This is a genomic window from Bacillus sp. EB V-12 (assembly GCF_056158125.1).
Genome location: NZ_JBUXJL010000004.1, coordinates 1 through 18,924 on the forward strand (window position 1 = coordinate 1; position 18,924 = coordinate 18,924).

The window sequence follows — 18,924 nt, forward strand, 5'->3', positions numbered from 1 at the left end:
GGGAGCAACCACAATTCCTTGACTTGATTTGAGATTAAAAATATAAACCTTTTCCTACTGGCTGAACAGTTTCTAGTACAATATCAACCATTTCTTCATTAAGTAGGGTCCTTATAATCCAGGCTGAGAGTTCTTGAGCAGCAAAACAACCCGCAGCAGTCGAGATATTTCCTTCGTTTACGAAACTTTGCTCAATAACGTCTACATCAAATTGTTTTAGCTGTTCTACTGCGGATGGATATGTTGTAGCTTTTTTACCAGTTAGTAATTTTTTAGCTCCTAATAGTAGTGAACCAGAGCACATAGATCCTATTAATTGTCTTTGAGGATCTACATGAATGCTATTAATATATTGTTGGTTTTTATATAAATCCTTTACACCTTTACCACTTGCAAATATTACAGCGTCGGCAAAAGGGATATCAGATATGCTTCCTGTCATGGAAATACGCAAGCCAGACATAGATATATGAGTTTCTTCCGTTCCTAAAAGCTGTACATCCCAATCAGAAAGACCACCGACTAAACGTACACGATTTAATAAATCCCATGGTAGAAAAACATCTATATCAGTAAAGTTATCGAAGCAGACTATTGCAATTTTCATTTTCTAACCCTCCACTTATATATATCATTTTATTTATAATATAAACATCTCCTTTTTATGTTCTATATCAAGTTATAAATCCCTGTATATTACACGTATATGAAGGGGGTGTAGTGATTTTTTAATTCCTCTAAACATAAAAAGATATAAAATCATTTTCTTGGTTTCTATCGATTTTTTGTACAAAACCAAGACCCGTAGCAACAACTCGTATGGTATTGGGGATGAGGATTTTTAAAATTCTCAGGGAAATAGGTGTAATTTATCACACATACAAATAGAAATAAAAACGTCATCCTTTCTTATAAACTCACAGATAGAAACACGTTTTTCGCTTTTAGGGGGCATTATTTCAGTAGTTTACTAATCTATATATAATATGATTTTTATAATTTCCGTAAAATAATTTTGACGTATTTATTTTTTCAATATAAAATAATATTCATCCATCCAAATTTAACCAATAGTATATAAAAGATATATCTTTAGTTTCAAGGGGAAAGGTTAATATAAAAGTAAGGAAACTAGTTACGCTTGCAGTACCATTTATGCTATTATACGTGTCAGTTCAATTAACCAGAATTCTTCAAGGCAATTTCAGCAACTGAACGAAATCAGAATGGATATTATTTTTGAAGAAAAAGTTTAAGGAACAATTGATGAGTTATACTGAAAATCGGAAATTTATAATAGAAAATAAGTTTCATATAGAGGTGAAATTATATGCCTAAAATTGACAATATGTTAGCAATTCTTTGGATGCTTCGTTCAGGTGAAAAAATTACTGCGAAACAAATTTCAGAAAAGTTAGAGATGAATATAAGGACTGTGTATCGTTATATTGATACAATTTCAACTAGTGGAGTACCTATAATTTCAGAACCAGGACATAACGGCGGATACACTTTATTGAACAATTTTATTGAAGCCCCTCTTTTTTTTGATTTTGAGGAGCAAACTTCACTATTTCATGCTGCTGTTTTTGCAGAAGAAGCCGGGTATTATGGAGGTGAAGCATTAAATAGGGCCATTTCAAAACTAAGTAAATACTCAAATCAAGAGCAGGAAACAAAGATAAATCAACATTTAACTAGTCTTGAAGTAATAAGTCGATTAAGTCCGCTCTCTATAGAAACTTTTTTGAAGGAGTTGGAGCAGGCCGTAGCTGACGGGTACTCAGTAAAAATTCTTTACCATAAAAATGGTGAAAAGAAATTAAATTATAGATTGGTCGATCCATACAGAATTATCTATTGGAATAATAAATGGTATGTGATTGGATTTTGTCATCTTAGGAATGATATCCGTAGTTTTAGAGTAGATCGAATTGAAAGTTTAATGTTAACGGAAAATAAGTTTAACCGGCCAGAAAATTTTTCGGCACGGGACTTTTTTATAAAAAGTCTTCTTCCAACTATAGAAGATAAGAAAGATATTATTTCTTTGATTATTAATGGGGATAAAAATGTATTAGCTGATATTTGCCAACATTGGTTTTTAGGACATTATTTACAAGAACGGACTTCAAATCAAGCTGTTTTTCTTCTTGAAAAAGATATGATACATACCTATGTACCTTATTTACTTTTACCGTACAATAAATCTATTAAAGTTATTGAGCCAATAAGTCTTAAGAAAAGACTTATTGAAGTTCTGTCGGAATTAATAAAATTTCATCAAGTATGATAACTTCCCTGACGTTAACTGTCAGGGAAGTTATATTATAATAGCTATATAAATTGTGATTGGAGTGTTATTGGATGCAAACAAAAAAAGTTTTTCTATATGTATTTAATACAATGTCGGACTGGGAATATGGATATTTAATTGCTGAACTAAACTCAGGAAGATATTTCAAAAAAGATTTAGCACCTTTAAAAGTAATTACAGTAGGAGCTAATAAAGAAATGATTACTACTATGGGAGGACTGAGCATAAAACCAGATATTTCCCTTGATGAATGTACTCTTGAGAGTAAAGATCTTTTAATTTTACCAGGAGGGACTACTTGGAGCGAAGGAATTCATCAACCTATCTTGGAAAGAATTGACCAAGCTCTAAAGATTGGCACTATTGTTGCTGCAATTTGTGGTGCAACTGATGCCCTAGCGAATATGGGATACTTGGATACTAGAAAGCATACAAGTAATAACTTAGAATATACTAAAATGGTATGTCCTAACTATAAAGGAGAAAAGTTTTATGAGTTGGGATCTGCTGTATCTGATGCGAATTTAGTTACTGCATCAGGAATAGCTCCTCTGGAATTTGCAAGGGAGGTACTGAAAAAAATAGATGTATTTACACCAGATGCATTACATTCATGGTATAACCTAAATAAGACTCATAAACCTGAATACTTCTTCCAGTTAATGAATTCAATAAAAAAATGAAATAATTAAAAAGCGCAATTTCTCTGTTTTGATTTGCAGAGAAATTGCGCTTTTTAATTTGGAATTCCCTTATCGTTGTAAATTGGCATTTTCCTGATGCTATCCCTATGTAACCTTCTATAGTAATCCTACCCCAATAGTTCAATAAATCGATGCTATAATGTCCGTTTATAGGTACATTTCATTAAGTAGAAAGTAATAAATTTATTGAGGTTTAATAATTTTAATACTGATAATTTGACATACATAAAACCAAAAGTTGCATGTTATATTATTAGGCACAACAATATAAATAATGTTGATAAAAAAGGTGAAAGGATTTTTAAAGATAAAAATAGAAATCTATATAAAAAAATATCTAAATGGTAGGGATATTATGAAAATCGGTAAGTTTGGAGAAGTAAATAACATAAGTATTGATACAATTAGACATTATATGGATCTCAGTCTCATTATTCCTGAAAAAAAAGGAGGACACTATTTTTTTGATGAGTATTGTCAAACAGATTTAGAACTTATATTACATTACAAAGATTTAGGATTTAGCTTGAATGAAATTAAAGAACTATTTTTTTATAAAAATTTAGCAAAATCTATGAATTACGAAAAAAATACCTTTTACCAATCTTTATTTAAACTAAAATATGACAAAATGGAACAGGAAATAGAACTTTTGGAGAAGAAACGGGATAAATTAAAGGGAGTATTACATGATTTATTATTAATAAATGAAACTTCTAATTCAATTATAGGGATAGATTTAAGTGTACTACATTTACTCGCATGTTCTAAGTGTAGCAAAAAATTAATTCTTCACGATGGAATTATTACTAACAATCAAATTACAGAGGGGAAGTTAATTTGTAATTGTGGTGAAGAATACATGATTACTTCAGGAGTTGTAATTGCTGGTAAATTATTTAAAGCAAATGAGCGGACGTCACTTGATGATACTATTGCGGATTATATTCATGAAACTGATAATGCTTATTTGGAAAATATGCATAGAGAAGGGGAATGGGCGAAAAAGAAACTATTACATTTAGATTTAAATAACAAATTAATACTAGATATAGGATCGGGACTCGGATTCTTTTTGAGAAATATTTGTGAAGAACTACCAGAAGATTGCCTATACATTGCAGTGGATCGAGATTTAGATAAACTTTTATTTTTAAAAGATGTATTAGCGAGAAAAAATCCTAAAAGAAACATTCTCTTTATTTGTGCTGATTTTTTGAACATCCCTATTCAAAATCAGTCTGTTGATATTGTAATTGATCACTCTGGTACGAGCAATTATAGTTTTGAGCATGAGAATTTTTTACTTCACGAATTAAATCCACTTTTTAAATCTGATTGTTATTTATTAAGTTTATTTATTTTATTTAAAAATTTCAGCTCAAATAGTCAAATTACAAATAACTTTCGAGCAAATTTTTCACTTTCAAAAGTAACGAAAGAAATCCAAAATCTACAGTTTCAATCGATTGATGAAAGTACTTCAAATTATTTGATACGAGGGGGAAAGTACGAGGATTTCTTTGTTCAAGGAGAAGAAATTTATACATATTCATTTTTCGGAAAAAGATGGGGTTAACCCCGTCATAAAAAGTCCGTTTTTATAACGGGACTATTTATGACGATTCCTATCTATACTTTTTACGATGAAAAGAAAAAGAGAATGTTAATCTAAATGTTTAGCACTCACTGGACAGTCTCTTGTCGGTGTATGTCTAGTAAGAGAAAAGATAGCCAAACCTAAAGATAATAAAACTAAAGATCCACCAACCCAGGCCATATTGGCGACATTATGTACTTGTTTTAAAGCTATACCTCCAACTGCAGAGCCGAGTGAAATTCCTATTTGTAGGGCTGAATTATTAAAACTTTGCTGTATATCTGACGTATCCGGGGCAGTTTGGATTAAATAACTTTGTTGAGGTGGTGCAAGCCCCCAACTCAATGCAGCCCAAACTATCATAACAGGAATAAATAGGATAATAGAAACTGCAGTAAACGGTAATATAAATAAGATTAGAGCAAATAGAGTAATAACTATTAAAATACTTTTTTGAGCGCCTATTTTATCTGATAATACACCGCCAAACGCACCGCCACTTACTGCAGCTATACCAAACACTAAATAAAATATGCTAATCCAATAAGGGCTTAGGTGAAACTTATTTTCTAAAAAAGGAGTAAAATAAGCATATAGAGTATAGTGTCCTGCTAACATAAACATGGTAGCTAGATGGGCAGATCCTAGTTTAAGACTACAAACGGCCTTTAATTGGATAGATAAAGGAGTTCGGTTTTCCTCTCCAGGTATTTTATCTAAAAATACTGAAATTAAGATAATAGACCCCAATGATAAAATAGCTATACATAAAAAAATAATTCTCCAGCCAAATGTGTTTGAAATTAATATGCCTAGTGGTACTCCTAGTACAAGTGAAGAGCTAATACCCATATAAATTAATCCTAATGCTTTTGCTCGATAAGCGGGATTAACAATTTTAGCTGCAATTGTTAGGGAAAGTACTACAACTAAAGCAGTACTCATAGCAGTTAAAATTCTTGCTATCATCATAAAAGTAAAGTTCGGACTAAAATAAGTAAGTAGATTACCAATTAGAAAAATGTAAAGTGAAATAATATATAATTTTTTTCTTTCCACTTTACTTGTGAAAATCAATAATACAGGACCTGCTATTGCATAAGTAAAGGCGAAAATTGTAATTAATTGACCAGCAGAACTTAATGAAACATTAAAATCTTTAGCGATGTCTGGCAATATTCCTCCAACGATAAGCTCTACAAGACCTACCGCTATCGTTGCTAAAGCTAATATAAATACTTTGAAATTCATTTTTTATATTCCCTTCTCTGCATTATTTACCGTAGAACAAAAAAACTCCTGACTACAAACGCTAAAAGACGCATTTTGTAGTCAGGAGTTGTTGGTTCCTGGTAGAGACCCCCAAGCCATATTCTTGGAGTTATACATGATTCTCATATGTAATTAATCAACGTAATAGAAGATACCATATTATTTTTTAGATTTCAATAAAAAATTTGCATTTGTACATGTGATCTTATTAATCATTTTATTTTTTATCGTTGTAGGAGGCACTAATATCTTCAGTTGATGTGCACGGGGTTAACCCCATCTTTTTTCATTTCTTTGTAGTAATTTTTAAACACAGTGTATTGATATTGGGTTAACCCGAGAATTTACACTTTATGTAATACAAAGAAAAGTGGGGGAAAAGTGATGGGAAGTTTACGATTACATATAGAAAATAAAAAAAGAAACCAAGAACTAAGAAATATTTGTTTATATTCAATTGCAAAAACAGTATCACTATTCGGTAGCTCAATTTATAGTTTTGCATTAGGATTGTATGTTTTACAAATAACCGGATCTGCGTTACATTTTGCGATTACGCTCATATTAGGAACGATTCCAATGATTGTTATGAATCCATTTGCTGGTGTCATTGCTGATAAGGTTGATAAAAAGAAACTCGTCGTTTGCATGGATGTACTAAGCGGGTGCTTATTAATAACTGTTTATATATTAAGCAACTATTATGGATTAAACTTATTCATTATTTATACTACTACCTTTCTTATGACAGTATTTACAACGTTTTTTGGAATAGGATTAGAGGCCGTAAAACCGAATATGGTTACTAAAGAACGGTTAATGAGTATTAATTCTATAAGTAAAATTATCGATTCTATATCTTTAATTTTAGGGCCTATGTTAGGGGGGATTGTTTTTGCAGTCTTTGATATTAAAATTTTTATAATTATAAATGGTATTTCATTTATCCTTTCGGCTATTTCTATATTGTTTATTAACTTTAAATTGTTTGAGCAAAACATAAATGAGGAATGTTCAATTAGAGAAATTAATTTTATTGAAGATATAAAGGAGGGATACTCTTACTTATTGGAGCGGAAAAGCTTAAAAAATACTTTTAGTATTTTAATTTCTCTTAATTTCTTTTTAGGCTTTGCTGTAACCGTTCCGTTGCCATACATTATTAACACAGTTCTCAATCTTAATTCTAAGCAATTTGGTATGATTCAAGGGACTTTTCCGATAGGTATGATAGTTGGTGCAATATTAGTAAAAAAGATAACTGATTGTTTTTCTTATTCTTATCTATTGAAAAAAATAAGTTTTATGTTGGCAATTTTTATGATAGTTTCAGGAATACCTGTTTTATTTAAACCTATTGTAGTAAATAATTTGGTATATGTTACTACGTATTGCATGATTATGTTCTTTTTAGGATTTATGATAGCACAAATTGATATTCCTTTAATGTATTTCATGCAAAATGAGATTCCTGAAGAATATAGAGGAAGAGTTCTTAGTATTGGATTAAGCTTAGGTAAAATAATGCAGCCAATAGCACTTGCAATATCAGGACTGTTATTAAATTTCATTCCAGCCTACACGCTTCCCATTGCAGGAGGGGTTGTATTTTTTACTTTGAATAAAATTTTAGCAACTAAGTTAAATTTAGAAATTCATTCAAAAGATTATAGTGTTTAACGTAACTTAAAAAGCGCAGGATCAGCATCCTGCGCTTTTCTATCGTAATTCAGCTGTTTTTCTAATAACAATCTTATCAATATCATCTTCTTCATCACCAATAAATAACCCGCGCTCTTTTAAATACGCTTCAAAATATAAATCTGCTTCTGCACGTTCATCATACGGTTTTACAGATAAAACGAAACCTAATTTGTTTTGTTCTTCTAAATGAGAAGTGGAGATGTAAGCCGGTACATTGTGGCGTAAAAAGAGTTCTTTAACCGGAATAATCATATCTTTCATTAATTTCGTTAACATACCCATTTCAAACTCGAAATTAAAGCGATCTATACTACATAAATCAGCGAATACTACACCAATAAAACCTGTATTAAATACTTCTTGATATTCTACTTCTTCATCATTACCGTAAAAATTCTTTTCGATTAAATAATTTACAAAATAAGCAATACCATCACTTTGTTCAAATGGTTTCGTTGAAAGAACAAAGCCGATTTTCTTTTGTTTATGTAAATACACACATGACATGTATGCTGAAATGTTATGTTCTTTAAATAGAGAACTTGTTGCCCCAGAGAGGCCATCAAGTACGTGATGAACAATTTGAAGTTTTTTACGAGCGAAATAATAGGATTTCTTTTGTAACTCCAATGTATCAATAAAGACAGAGCCGATAAAGCCTGTATTTGAAATAATAGGTGCTTGCTTTTTTCTTCCTCTGCGCTTTAATGGAGCCATTGTTAAAATCATCCCTTCATGTACAATTAAAATAAAAAGAACATTTGTTCGTATATTTATATTTTACTATTAAAACGCTATAAAGTAAAGGGTTTTTGACGAAAAAAACAACAAAAAAGACACCTGTAAAGGGTGCCTTAAACGCTGTAGGGAAGAGGGTTCATCCCTACAATTTATATTATGATACAGAAACAATCTCTTCTGTATCTTCTACATCTAAATGACAGTCCATAGTACGAACATCTTGATCTTCATGACTTCCGAAATAAATAGTAATTTTCATATGTATCGCTCCTTTATTCTAGGAATACCTAAAATAATTACTAGTAATGTTAATATTTATTATATACCACTTTTTTCATTCCGACAACGTTATATCATTTTTAATTCTTTCAGAGCGTATAGAGTGATTTATAGAGATATTTTTATAGAAATAGTTACATTTCGTATATGTTATATTTAATACTGAACGATTTGAATACGAATTTTTATGAAAGGAGAAAAAAGAATGAATTATAAACAGTTATTAATAGATAACTTCACATATAAAATGTCATATATTGCGCGTCATGTACATGAAATGAATGTAAAAGAAACGAAGGACTACATTGCTGTAGATTGTGGTTTACCTGCAGATACATTTAATATCATTACTTTACTAAACAATGATGTAACGGAAGACATTGAGAAATTATATAAAGTGATAAACAACTATAATAAAAAGAAGTTTCCAATGTGTGTTTGGTTTTGGGATAATAGCTATGAACAGGCTATAAAAAACCAATTAATAAAACTTGGCTTAAAAGAAGCAGAACAAAATATTGCGATGGTAGCAGACTTAAAGACAATTCAACCAACAATAAAAATGCCAGAAGGTTTTACGATACAAAGAGCATCTTCGTTAGGACAAATTAAAAAGTTTGGGGAAACGTTAGCTAATCTATTTGGTACATCAGAGGAAGGTATACATGTGCAAACATTTTATAATGAAACTGCTTCTTTCGATTTATGGAATAGTGAAAAAATGAAACTATATTTAGGGATTTTTAAAGATGAAGTCGTATCTGTTGGTTCATTAGTATGTACAAAAGATAGTATTGGTATTTATGATATAGCAACTAAAGAAAAAATGCGAGGGCAAGGATTTGGCTCCACTATGTTTAATTACTTGCTGCAAGAAGCAAAACAATTGAAAGTTTCTCAATGCGTATTACAAGCTTCACCTGATGGGATTAATATTTATAAAAAGGCTGGTTTTCAATCTGTTGGACAAATGACTGTATTTGAAAATCGACATTTAATTGAATAAAGTATTCGATCCAAATTGCTTTCATGTAGGAGTTAATACATCATTATGAAAAAGATATATATCATTACAATCATTTGCACCATTATATTACTAGGTACTTTCGTTTTACATAAAGTAGATGAACGTAAGTACACGAAAGCTATTAATCAAGCAAATCATATAAAAAACATTGCACATAGAGGCGCTTCTGCGTATGCGCCGGAACATACAATAGCAGCGTATAAATTAGGACAACAATTAAAAGGAGATTATATAGAAATTGATCTTCAAATGACAAAAGACGGACATTTAGTAGCTATGCATGATGAAACAGTAAACCGCACTACAAATGGTACGGGTCTAGTTAAGGAACATACATTAGAAGAAATAAAGAAACTTAATGCAGGTTCTTTTTTCAATGAAAAGCATCCAAGTTTAGCAAAGAAAGACTTTGAAGATGCTAAAGTCCCAACACTAGAAGAAATTATTGAAACGTTCGGGAATGGTGCAAACTATTATATTGAAACAAAATCACCAGATGAATACGCTGGTATGGAAGAGAAGCTATTAGAAATTATACAGCACTACGAAATAAGTGATAACGTTATTATTCAATCATTTAGTGAAGAAAGTCTGCAAAAAATTCATAGTTTAGATGTTACTTTACCGCTAGTACAATTACTACCTTACAAAAAGTCAGTTCAATTAACTGAATTAGAGATAAAAAAGTATAAAACATACTGCATCGGTCTTGGGATGAACTATAAATATATTGATTCCGCTTATGTAAAGAGAATAAAGAAACATGGATTAGAAGTTCATCCATTTACTGTAGATAATGAAAAAGATATGAAAAAGTTACTTTTATGGGGCGTTGATGGGATGTTTACGAATTACCCGGATCGTTTACATTCGTTATTACAATCTTAAACTATAATGGTGTAATTATCACTGAACCAATAAAACAAGTACCCACAAGTATACAAAGATGGTTTTTGGTCCAAATGGTAACATCATTGAATGCATAAAGCCGATATTGAAATGAAATTTGAAAAAGAATCCAATACTGTTATTGGATTCTTCTTATTTAGCGCTAAGTGACTAACTTAAAGCAATACGATCTTGAATTTATAAATAAAATATTACATTGAGTATGATTTTTCATAATAATCATCAGAAAGTAACGAAAATGTAATGAAGTTTAACTACGCTTTTTATATTTTTTTGATACACTGGCTACGAGGGGGATACCAATTAAGGTGGGTAAAAACCAAAACCATATTGGCGGAAGTAAATTTATAATGGGAATATGGATGCCGACATTTACTAAAAGTGCGGTGACTGCACCTATATAAGAACCTAACATACCTCTAATGTGGTGATGGAGCCAATTTTTCCAACGTTTTTTTCGTGCAAGGTATCCATAAATCGCAAATGAATAAGAGAAGATTGCTACATAAAATAAATATGCGATTTTATCCCAGTTTATAATGGATAATATAATGGCAGTAACGGTGATAACGACATAGGATGCGTGATATATTTCACCCCATTCCGTATGTTTACCTTTCTTCTTTTGAGCAACCATCGCTATTATCCCAGTTATTAAACATATCGTTCCAAATAATATGTGGATGGTTAAAAGAATGTTGAAAATGCTCATCATAATTCCTCCCTTTTTATTTTTATAGTATTGCAGCATAGGAGAAAAGTTGAAACATATTGTTTATTCACTTTAATATATTGAAGTAAAGGTACTTCAAGAACAAGTTTAAACGGACAAATTTTTCTTGAGTTTAGTGAGACACGTATTACGTGAAATGAAGGAGAGACTTCTATGTTTACATCTATTACATATTTACAATCGGGCAATGAGAAACAACAAAAAATATATGATGTTTTGAATAGCCTAAACATAATGGAGGATTTAGCTTTATATAATCCCGTTCTTTGCGGGACAATCCCTATAAGAATTGATACTCCTCAATCTGACTTAGATATTGTAATGGAAGTATATAATTTTGATGTTTTTGAGCAGGAAATGAGATCTTTATATGGTTCTTATGGAGGGTTCAACATTAAAAAGAAAAAAATTAAAGGTACTGAATCGATAAAGGTGAATTTTGAATTCGAAGGTTTTGAATTTGAATTATTTGCTCAACCTAAGCCAGTGCGTAATCAAAATGCATATAGACATATGATAGTGGAGCACATGTTATTAATGCAGCATCCCCATATAAGGGAAGAAGTTATTCACTTAAAGGAACAAGGTTTAAAAACAGAACCTGCTTTTGCTCAAGTATTAAATATTGACGGAGATCCTTATGAAGAACTTATTTTATTAGGGCAGGAAATGAAATTGTGGTAAATAAGATACATAAAAAAATCCTCCAAAAACAAAAGAGGATTTTTTTTATGCCGTTAACTTCCGAATTAATTCACTGAGCAATTTAATTCCGTTAGTCATTTGTTCTGGAGTAGCATATCCATATGATAAACGAATGTACTGATCTGATTCTTCTTCATAAATACGTCCCGGATTTAAAAGAATTCCTTTTGATAGTGCCTCTGAAAATAGTTTTTTCATCGGAATGTTATGTACAACCTTTAGCCATATAAAAAATCCACCACTAGGAATATCCCATGATGCAATATCTGCACAATATTTATTTAAAGCTCGTATCATTATTTGTCTTCGTTCTTTCAGGTGCATTCTTACGTTTGCTACATGTTCTTCATAAAAACCTTCATTTATCCATTCAGCAGCTACTCTTTGAGATAAAGAGCTGGATCCATAGTCTGTTTGCATTTTTATATCTGACAATCTATCAATAACAGGTTCTGGTCCGATTATCCATCCAATTCTAAGTCCTGGGCTAAGTGTTTTAGAGAGACTACCAATATATAATACATGTCCATGTTTATCCATCGACTTTAAAGGAGCTGGAGGTGATTCATCAAGCCATAACTCTCGGTAAATATCATCCTCGATGATAGGCAATTGCTCTTTTTCACATATTTTTAATATTTCTTTTCTTCGCTCTTTGGACATCAATATCCCCGTTGGATTTTGAAAACAAGGGATTGAATATAAAATATTATTCTTTTGACTATATTTAATTCGTTTTAATAAGTCGTTAGGTAAAATACCGTGGTGATCCATTGATATACCGGATAAATTTATATTTGCTGATTGAAAAACATGAAGTGAATATAAGTAAGAAGGTTGTTCAAGTAAAACAGTTGATTTTCTATGTAAAAGACCAATTGATATTAATTGTAATGCTTGGAGTGCACCAGAGACTATTAATATAGAACCCGGTGATGCATGTATTCCAAATGATTTTACGTATTTGCTTATTGCTTCACGTAACGGATAAAAACCTTTTTGTTCTTCGTATCCGAAATAATCTAATTCCTCACTGACGTTTTTAATTATAGATTGCATAGTTTCGAGCGGGAAAAGGTGCGGTGCAAGTTCGCCTTTACTAAGATGGATAAGCGTTTTATTTGCTTCTGCTTCATTTATTTCTCGCACCATTAACTTACTTGGTTTATGAATACCGGCCTTTACATATTCACTCCAATCGGGCGGGGGATTAGTTGCTAATAATGACCATGTATTATTTGTTACAATTGTTCCTGCTCCGATTTGTCCTTGAATTAAACCATCTGCCATAAGTTCATCTAGCGCATTTATTACAGTACTTCGATTTACATGAAATAATTTTGCTAACTGCCGCTGACTAGGGATTTTACTTCCAATTGGCCATTCTCCGTTTTCAATTTTTTCTTTCATATAGTCTATTATCTGCCGATATTTGGGCACTTTTTTATCGGTTGTCATATAAAAAACTCCTTCGTTTATTTAAAAGATTCAAAGTGGTTGGTTTTTCCGATAAATAACTGGTTGAAGACATTGTATCAACTATTAAATATGATGAAAAGAAATAATTGGTAATTTAAAAATGGTTGGTTTTTTAGGGAAGGAGAGAAAATATGCATAATAAAAAATGGGATTTACGCATTATATGTGCTCACGCTTTTACAATTCTTATATGGGGAACTGCTTTTCCAGCAATTCGTATGGGGCTTGAATCTTATACGCCTGAACACCTTACTTTACTACGCTTATTAATCGCTTCATTTATACTTTTGTTATTTTCATTTATATACAAACTACGATTACCGGATTTAAAGGATATCCCAGCAATTTTTATATTTGGTGCTTTAGGGTTTACTATTTATCACATCGCATTAAACTACGGCGAAAAAACAGTAAATGCTGGATCTGCAAGTTTAATAATTTCAGTCACTCCAATAGTGACGGCAATTCTTGCTTCTGTTTTTTTGAATGACAAAATGAAATTAAATGGTTGGCTTGGTGGTGTAATTAGTTTTGCAGGAATTGCCTTAATTTCATTTAGCCAAGGCGATGCTATTCAATTGAATAGCGGGGGATTATTTATATTATTAGCGGCGATTTCAGAAAGTCTATTTTTCGTTTTCCAAACATCTTACTTAAAAAAATACGGTTTCTTACCATTTACCATATATACAATTTTGTCTAGTACTGTATGTATGCTTATTTTCTTACCCGGAGTTTATCAAGAAGTACTAGCAGCTCCTCTTGAAGTTAACTTGAGCGTTATATATTTAGGTGTCTTTCCAACAGTACTCCCGTATATTGCATTGGCCTATATTATATCTCGTGCTGGTGCTTCTGAAGCAACAAGTTCTCTATATTTAACGCCAATAGCTGCGTGTTTCATTGCTTGGATATGGTTAGGAGAAGTGCCAACTTTAGTTTCGATAATTGGCGGAGGAATTACTATACTTGGAATTGTGATTGCTCATATACCAGTATTAAGAAAAGAAAAACATAGGAATTTAGCAAATAATCAATCCGTATAATGTAATTCAATAATAATTTTATGATACTTTTTTATATAGTTTCTTTCTTATGTTGATAAATATAATATTTTGTATTTCAGTTAAATATTGTATGTTACATTTTATGTAGTAAGCATTTTAAAAGGAGCTGACAACATAATGAATGGAAAAAGAAAAATTTTCACATGTATTTCTATTGTAGGAATCGGACTAGCTAGTTTTTCTAATTCTAGTTTCGCAGCAAGTGTAACGGAAAATTCAATACAAAATTCTATTCCCGTAGTTAATCAACAAGTAGCTGCTGCAAAGGAGATGAAACCATTTCCCCAGCAAGTTAATTATGCAGGTGTTATAAAACCGAATCATGTTACACAGGAAAGTTTAAATGCTTCTGTAAGAAGTTACTACGATAATTGGAAAAAGAAATATTTGAAAAATGATTTATCTTCTTTACCTGGTGGTTATTATGTAAAAGGAGAGATTACAGGTGATGCTGATGGGTTTAAGCCACTTGGAACTTCAGAAGGTCAAGGGTATGGGATGATAATTACAGTATTAATGGCTGGTTATGATTCGAATGCTCAAAAAATCTATGACGGTTTATTTAAAACAGCAAGAACTTTTAAAAGTTCTCAAAATCCTAATTTAATGGGATGGGTTGTCGCAGATAGTAAAAAAGCACAAGGTCATTTTGATTCTGCTACTGATGGAGATTTAGATATTGCGTATTCTCTTCTTCTTGCTCATAAGCAGTGGGGATCTAATGGAACAGTTAATTATTTGAAAGAAGCACAAGACATGATTACAAAAGGTATTAAAGCTAGTAATGTTACAAATAATAACCGACTAAATTTAGGAGATTGGGATTCTAAAAGTTCACTTGATACGAGACCATCTGATTGGATGATGTCACACCTTAGAGCATTTTATGAATTTACAGGTGATAAAACTTGGCTTACTGTTATTAATAATTTGTACGATGTTTATACGCAATTTAGTAATAAGTACTCTCCAAATACAGGACTTATTTCAGATTTCGTTGTAAAAAACCCACCACAACCCGCACCTAAAGACTTCTTAGATGAGTCAGAATATACAAATGCATATTATTACAATGCTAGTCGGGTACCATTGAGAATTGTAATGGACTATGCGATGTACGGCGAGAAAAGAAGTAAAGTCATTTCTGATAAAGTCTCTTCATGGATTCAAAATAAAACGAATGGAAATCCTTCTAAAATTGTGGATGGTTATCAATTAAACGGATCCAATATTGGTAGTTATTCAACTGCTGTATTTGTTTCACCGTTTATTGCTGCAAGTATAACGAGTAGCAATAATCAAAAGTGGGTAAATAGCGGTTGGGATTGGATGAAGAATAAGAAAGAAAGTTATTTTAGTGATAGTTATAATTTATTAACTATGTTATTTATTACAGGAAATTGGTGGAAACCTGTACCTGATGATAAAAAAATACAAAATCAAATAAATGATGCAATTTATGAAGGATACGATAATTAATTAAATTTGAGAATGGTTACTTAAGAAAGGAATTAGCATAGGCTAGTTCCTTTTTAATATTTTGTAAAACATTATCCATCCTAAAATTCGCATAGATATACTTGCTTTTTTCATATACATAGTTATTGATGACTCTATGTTTTTATGAGGGGAGAGTATTTCTTGGAAAAAGTATTATTTTTCGGAGACCCAGGTATTGATGACTCATTTGCCATTATGTATGGTTTACTGCATCCCGAAATTGAAATTGTCGGTATTGTAACCGGATACGGAAATGTTGAGCATATACATGCTGCACATAATGCAGCTTATATTTTACAGTTAGCAAATAGACAAGATATTCCTGTCATTAGTGGTGCAACAAAACCACTTACAGAAGAAATTACTACGTACTACCCTGAAATTCACGGAGCAGAAGGATTAGGGCCCATCCATGTTCCAGAAAATGTATTATCTATTCCAATATATAATTTCGGCAGTATTGCTGCGATTCTTATAAAGTACGGAAAAGATTTAACGATTGTTGATGTAGGAAGATCTACCTCGTTAGCAATTGCTTTTAATTTATGGAATAATTTAATGCTAAATGTAAAAGGAATCTATTTCATGGGTGGTGTTTTTTTAGAAGTAGGAAACGTTACGCCATTAGCAGAGGCAAACGTGTATGGAGATCCGATAGCAAGTAAAATTGTTTTCCATCAAGCAAAGAATTTATTCATATTCCCTTTAAATGTAACAAACAAAGCTGTGTTAACACCGAATGTATTTAACTATATTCAAGCTAATACAAAGAATCCATTTCATATGATAATGAAACCAATGTATGATTACTATCTATCCGCATACCAAAAACTTAATCCATCTATGGAAGGACCTTTGCTACATGATGTGGTTGCAATAAGCGGATTAGTAAATCCAAGTTTTTTTGAATTTGTGCATCGTACAGTAAATGTAGATACATACGGAGATACGAAAGGACAAACATTTGCTGATTTTCGCCCTAGCTCTATATCTGATGGAGCCCATATAGCACTAGAAATAGATGAACAAAAATTCATTCAAGATTTTATAAAAATCATGTTATAAGTTGTTGTCGAAAAAGGGAATTATTTCGCTACGTTGAATATAAACATACATCCTCTATATAAGGGAGCTTACAATATTGAATGTCCAGTTAAAGGTTGTTACGAGAGAAAATTGGGAAGCAGCATTAAAGCTACAAGTTAAAGGAAATCAGTTGAATTTTGTGCCATCCGTAGCAGTTTCGCTTGCTAAAGTATATATAAAACCAGATGGTGACAATGTAGAGTACATACCATTCGCTATATACGATGGTGACCTTATGGTTGGTTTTGTTATGCATGCTGTTGTAAGAGAGACATCGGATATGTATTGGATTAACGGATTTATTATTGATCAATCGCAGCAAGGTAATGGTTATGGAAAAGCAGCATTACAAGAAAGTATTAATATAATAAAAAATACGTTTAAGGCGTGTAAAGAAATTAGATTAACAGTACATAAAGATAATATCTCTGCAAAGAAACTATATGAACGATATGGTTTCATATCATTAGGACAGGAGTATGATGGTGAGCAAGTATATCGTTTATTTGTTTAACTATTAGGAAGTAAAGGTGTGAAATGAAATATGCAATTTACTGAAGTGAAAATTGAAGTGTTCATTCCTGAAGAATATATTGAAACGTTAAGGGATGAATTAAATAAAATTGGAGCATGTAAAACGGGCGAATATGACCATTGTCTTTCCTATAGTTCAGTGAAAGGATATTGGAGACCTTTAGACGAGGCATCTCCTTTTAATGGAGAAATTGGGCGAATATGCGAAGGGCAAGAATGTAAAGTTGAAATAAAGTGTAAACGAGAACTTGTAAAAGATGCTCTTGAAGTTATTAATGATATTCATCCGTATGAAACACCTATGATTTATATTATACCAATACTAAATGACTATTTTGAGCAACTATACATTGAATAACTAGGAGGGATATCAATTGAAAAGTAAATTCCATCATATTGTACGAGCAGTCATGATAAAAGATGAAAAATTATTAGTTGCTGAATATATTGGCCATCATTATTTTTTACCTGGTGGCCATATTGAAATTGGAGAATCAGCAGAGAATGCATTAATAAGAGAGTTAAGAGAAGAACTTGGAGTAAACTGTAGTATACAACAATTTTTAGGAGTCATAGAAAATCAATGGCAAGATAAAGAAGTGCTTCATCATGAAATTAACCACATTTTTGAAGTAGAGTCACAAGATTTACATACGGACTTAACACCGAAATCTAGCGAGTCTCATTTAGCATTTCACTGGATAGATTATAATAAAGAAGCCTTAAATCATTATGAAATCATGCCAATGCCTTTAGTGAAGGAATTACTAGAAAGAAAGTTAAGTGATGAACTACTAAATTGTTGGATTAGTAATTTTTAAATCACTTTATTTATAGTAAATATGTCCATCAAATGAATATAAAGAAAATAGGCTAAAAAACAAGGTACATTACCTAGTGTAAGTTCATATTTTGTTGATGTACGTATTTAGTCTATAGTCTTGTTTCTACTTTGTTTACAAGAATTTATTAACTTTAATATTTGGACGGAATTTACATTTATAAATGGAGGGTTTCATAATGAATCAGTTTCAACAAGAACTACAATCATTAAACCTTAATGATTATCAAACTGGCAATGTTGTGTATTGGGATCAACAACAAAATCAATATCCATATTATTACATTCAAGGCGATGTACGTCGTTGCGGCGGATGCGGAGGTTGTGGTGGACGCTGCGGTGGTTGCGGCGGCAGATGTGGCGGATGTGTAGGCTGCGCTGGATGTTTTGGTTGCTTTAATTGCTGGAACTGGTGGATCATTTAAG

Annotated in this window: 19 protein-coding genes and 1 riboswitch; of the genes, 14 read left to right on the forward strand and 5 right to left on the reverse strand. The window is 31.6% G+C overall.

The window, feature by feature from the left end; all coding sequences use genetic code 11:
* Positions 1-34 precede the first annotated feature (34 nt).
* Positions 35-607, reverse strand: a complete 573-nt coding sequence (locus tag ACZDYH_RS15210; protein ID WP_368935897.1) for a DJ-1/PfpI family protein — start codon at positions 605-607, stop codon at positions 35-37.
* A gap of 723 nt (positions 608-1,330) precedes the next feature.
* On the opposite strand from ACZDYH_RS15210, the gene ACZDYH_RS15215 reads away from it, so the two are divergent.
* The 3 genes from ACZDYH_RS15215 (at position 1,331) to ACZDYH_RS15225 (ending at position 4,600) form a co-directional block, all read left to right on the forward strand.
* Positions 1,331-2,293: a helix-turn-helix transcriptional regulator gene (locus ACZDYH_RS15215; protein WP_474886561.1), complete on the forward strand. Its 963-nt coding sequence runs from the start codon at positions 1,331-1,333 to the stop codon at positions 2,291-2,293.
* Positions 2,294-2,367: 74 nt separating this feature from the next.
* A complete protein-coding gene (locus ACZDYH_RS15220) occupies positions 2,368-3,000 on the forward strand; it encodes a type 1 glutamine amidotransferase family protein (RefSeq protein ID WP_474886563.1) in 633 nt (210 codons plus the stop codon).
* 376 nt (positions 3,001-3,376) lie between these two features.
* Complete coding sequence (locus ACZDYH_RS15225) at positions 3,377-4,600, forward strand: methyltransferase domain-containing protein (protein WP_326304358.1); 1,224 nt, start codon at positions 3,377-3,379, stop codon at positions 4,598-4,600.
* A gap of 87 nt (positions 4,601-4,687) precedes the next feature.
* Here the strand turns inward: ACZDYH_RS15225 and ACZDYH_RS15230 are convergent, their stop codons facing one another.
* Positions 4,688-5,872 carry an MFS transporter gene (locus tag ACZDYH_RS15230; RefSeq protein WP_001009821.1) on the reverse strand — a complete coding sequence of 395 codons (1,185 nt, stop codon included), beginning with the start codon at positions 5,870-5,872 and terminating at the stop codon, positions 4,688-4,690.
* 58 nt (positions 5,873-5,930) lie between these two features.
* Positions 5,931-6,030, reverse strand: a riboswitch (purine riboswitch).
* Positions 6,031-6,277: 247 nt separating this feature from the next.
* On the opposite strand from ACZDYH_RS15230, the gene ACZDYH_RS15235 reads away from it, so the two are divergent.
* The gene (locus ACZDYH_RS15235) at positions 6,278-7,573 is read left to right on the forward strand and encodes an MFS transporter (RefSeq protein ID WP_152121957.1); all 1,296 of its coding nucleotides are present in this window, start codon (positions 6,278-6,280) and stop codon (positions 7,571-7,573) included.
* 39 nt (positions 7,574-7,612) lie between these two features.
* On the opposite strand, the gene ACZDYH_RS15240 is transcribed toward ACZDYH_RS15235, so the two are convergent.
* Positions 7,613-8,326 (reverse strand): hypothetical protein, encoded by a 714-nt coding sequence (locus ACZDYH_RS15240; protein WP_058839778.1) that lies wholly within the window; start codon positions 8,324-8,326, stop codon positions 7,613-7,615.
* A 496-nt stretch (positions 8,327-8,822) separates the two neighbouring features.
* Here ACZDYH_RS15240 and ACZDYH_RS15245 point away from each other — a divergent pair, with 496 nt between their 5' ends.
* Positions 8,823-9,623: a GNAT family N-acetyltransferase gene (locus ACZDYH_RS15245; RefSeq protein WP_474886565.1), complete on the forward strand. Its 801-nt coding sequence runs from the start codon at positions 8,823-8,825 to the stop codon at positions 9,621-9,623.
* Positions 9,624-9,668: 45 nt separating this feature from the next.
* Entirely contained in the window at positions 9,669-10,532 is an 864-nt protein-coding gene (locus ACZDYH_RS15250) for a glycerophosphodiester phosphodiesterase (protein WP_000725523.1), read from the forward strand.
* A gap of 271 nt (positions 10,533-10,803) precedes the next feature.
* Here ACZDYH_RS15250 and ACZDYH_RS15255 read toward each other — a convergent pair whose 3' ends face one another.
* Positions 10,804-11,265, reverse strand: a complete 462-nt coding sequence (locus tag ACZDYH_RS15255; RefSeq protein WP_000021727.1) for a DUF2306 domain-containing protein — start codon at positions 11,263-11,265, stop codon at positions 10,804-10,806.
* Positions 11,266-11,439: 174 nt separating this feature from the next.
* Here ACZDYH_RS15255 and ACZDYH_RS15260 point away from each other — a divergent pair, with 174 nt between their 5' ends.
* The gene (locus tag ACZDYH_RS15260; RefSeq protein ID WP_048656837.1) at positions 11,440-11,970 is read left to right on the forward strand and encodes a DUF4269 domain-containing protein; all 531 of its coding nucleotides are present in this window, start codon (positions 11,440-11,442) and stop codon (positions 11,968-11,970) included.
* A 45-nt stretch (positions 11,971-12,015) separates the two neighbouring features.
* Here the strand turns inward: ACZDYH_RS15260 and norG are convergent, their stop codons facing one another.
* A complete protein-coding gene (gene norG, locus ACZDYH_RS15265; protein WP_326304305.1) occupies positions 12,016-13,449 on the reverse strand; it encodes an efflux pump transcription regulator NorG in 1,434 nt (477 codons plus the stop codon).
* A 152-nt stretch (positions 13,450-13,601) separates the two neighbouring features.
* Here norG and ACZDYH_RS15270 point away from each other — a divergent pair, with 152 nt between their 5' ends.
* From ACZDYH_RS15270 to ACZDYH_RS15300, 7 genes are all read left to right on the forward strand, one after another.
* A complete protein-coding gene (locus ACZDYH_RS15270) occupies positions 13,602-14,516 on the forward strand; it encodes a DMT family transporter (RefSeq protein WP_006929678.1) in 915 nt (304 codons plus the stop codon).
* Positions 14,517-14,654: 138 nt separating this feature from the next.
* Entirely contained in the window at positions 14,655-16,016 is a 1,362-nt protein-coding gene (locus ACZDYH_RS15275; RefSeq protein WP_006929679.1) for a family 8 glycosyl hydrolase, read from the forward strand.
* A 162-nt stretch (positions 16,017-16,178) separates the two neighbouring features.
* Positions 16,179-17,102 carry a nucleoside hydrolase gene (locus ACZDYH_RS15280; RefSeq protein WP_139849369.1) on the forward strand — a complete coding sequence of 308 codons (924 nt, stop codon included), beginning with the start codon at positions 16,179-16,181 and terminating at the stop codon, positions 17,100-17,102.
* 76 nt (positions 17,103-17,178) lie between these two features.
* Positions 17,179-17,637 (forward strand): GNAT family N-acetyltransferase, encoded by a 459-nt coding sequence (locus ACZDYH_RS15285; protein WP_139849368.1) that lies wholly within the window; start codon positions 17,179-17,181, stop codon positions 17,635-17,637.
* Positions 17,638-17,667: 30 nt separating this feature from the next.
* Entirely contained in the window at positions 17,668-18,015 is a 348-nt protein-coding gene (gene cutA, locus ACZDYH_RS15290) for a divalent cation tolerance protein CutA (RefSeq protein ID WP_001160789.1), read from the forward strand.
* Between the two features lie 16 nt (positions 18,016-18,031).
* A complete protein-coding gene (locus ACZDYH_RS15295) occupies positions 18,032-18,478 on the forward strand; it encodes an NUDIX domain-containing protein (RefSeq protein WP_000836823.1) in 447 nt (148 codons plus the stop codon).
* A 199-nt stretch (positions 18,479-18,677) separates the two neighbouring features.
* Positions 18,678-18,923, forward strand: coding sequence for a heterocycloanthracin/sonorensin family bacteriocin (locus ACZDYH_RS15300; RefSeq protein ID WP_001071385.1), 246 nt, complete (start codon positions 18,678-18,680; stop codon positions 18,921-18,923).
* Position 18,924 lies beyond the last annotated feature (1 nt).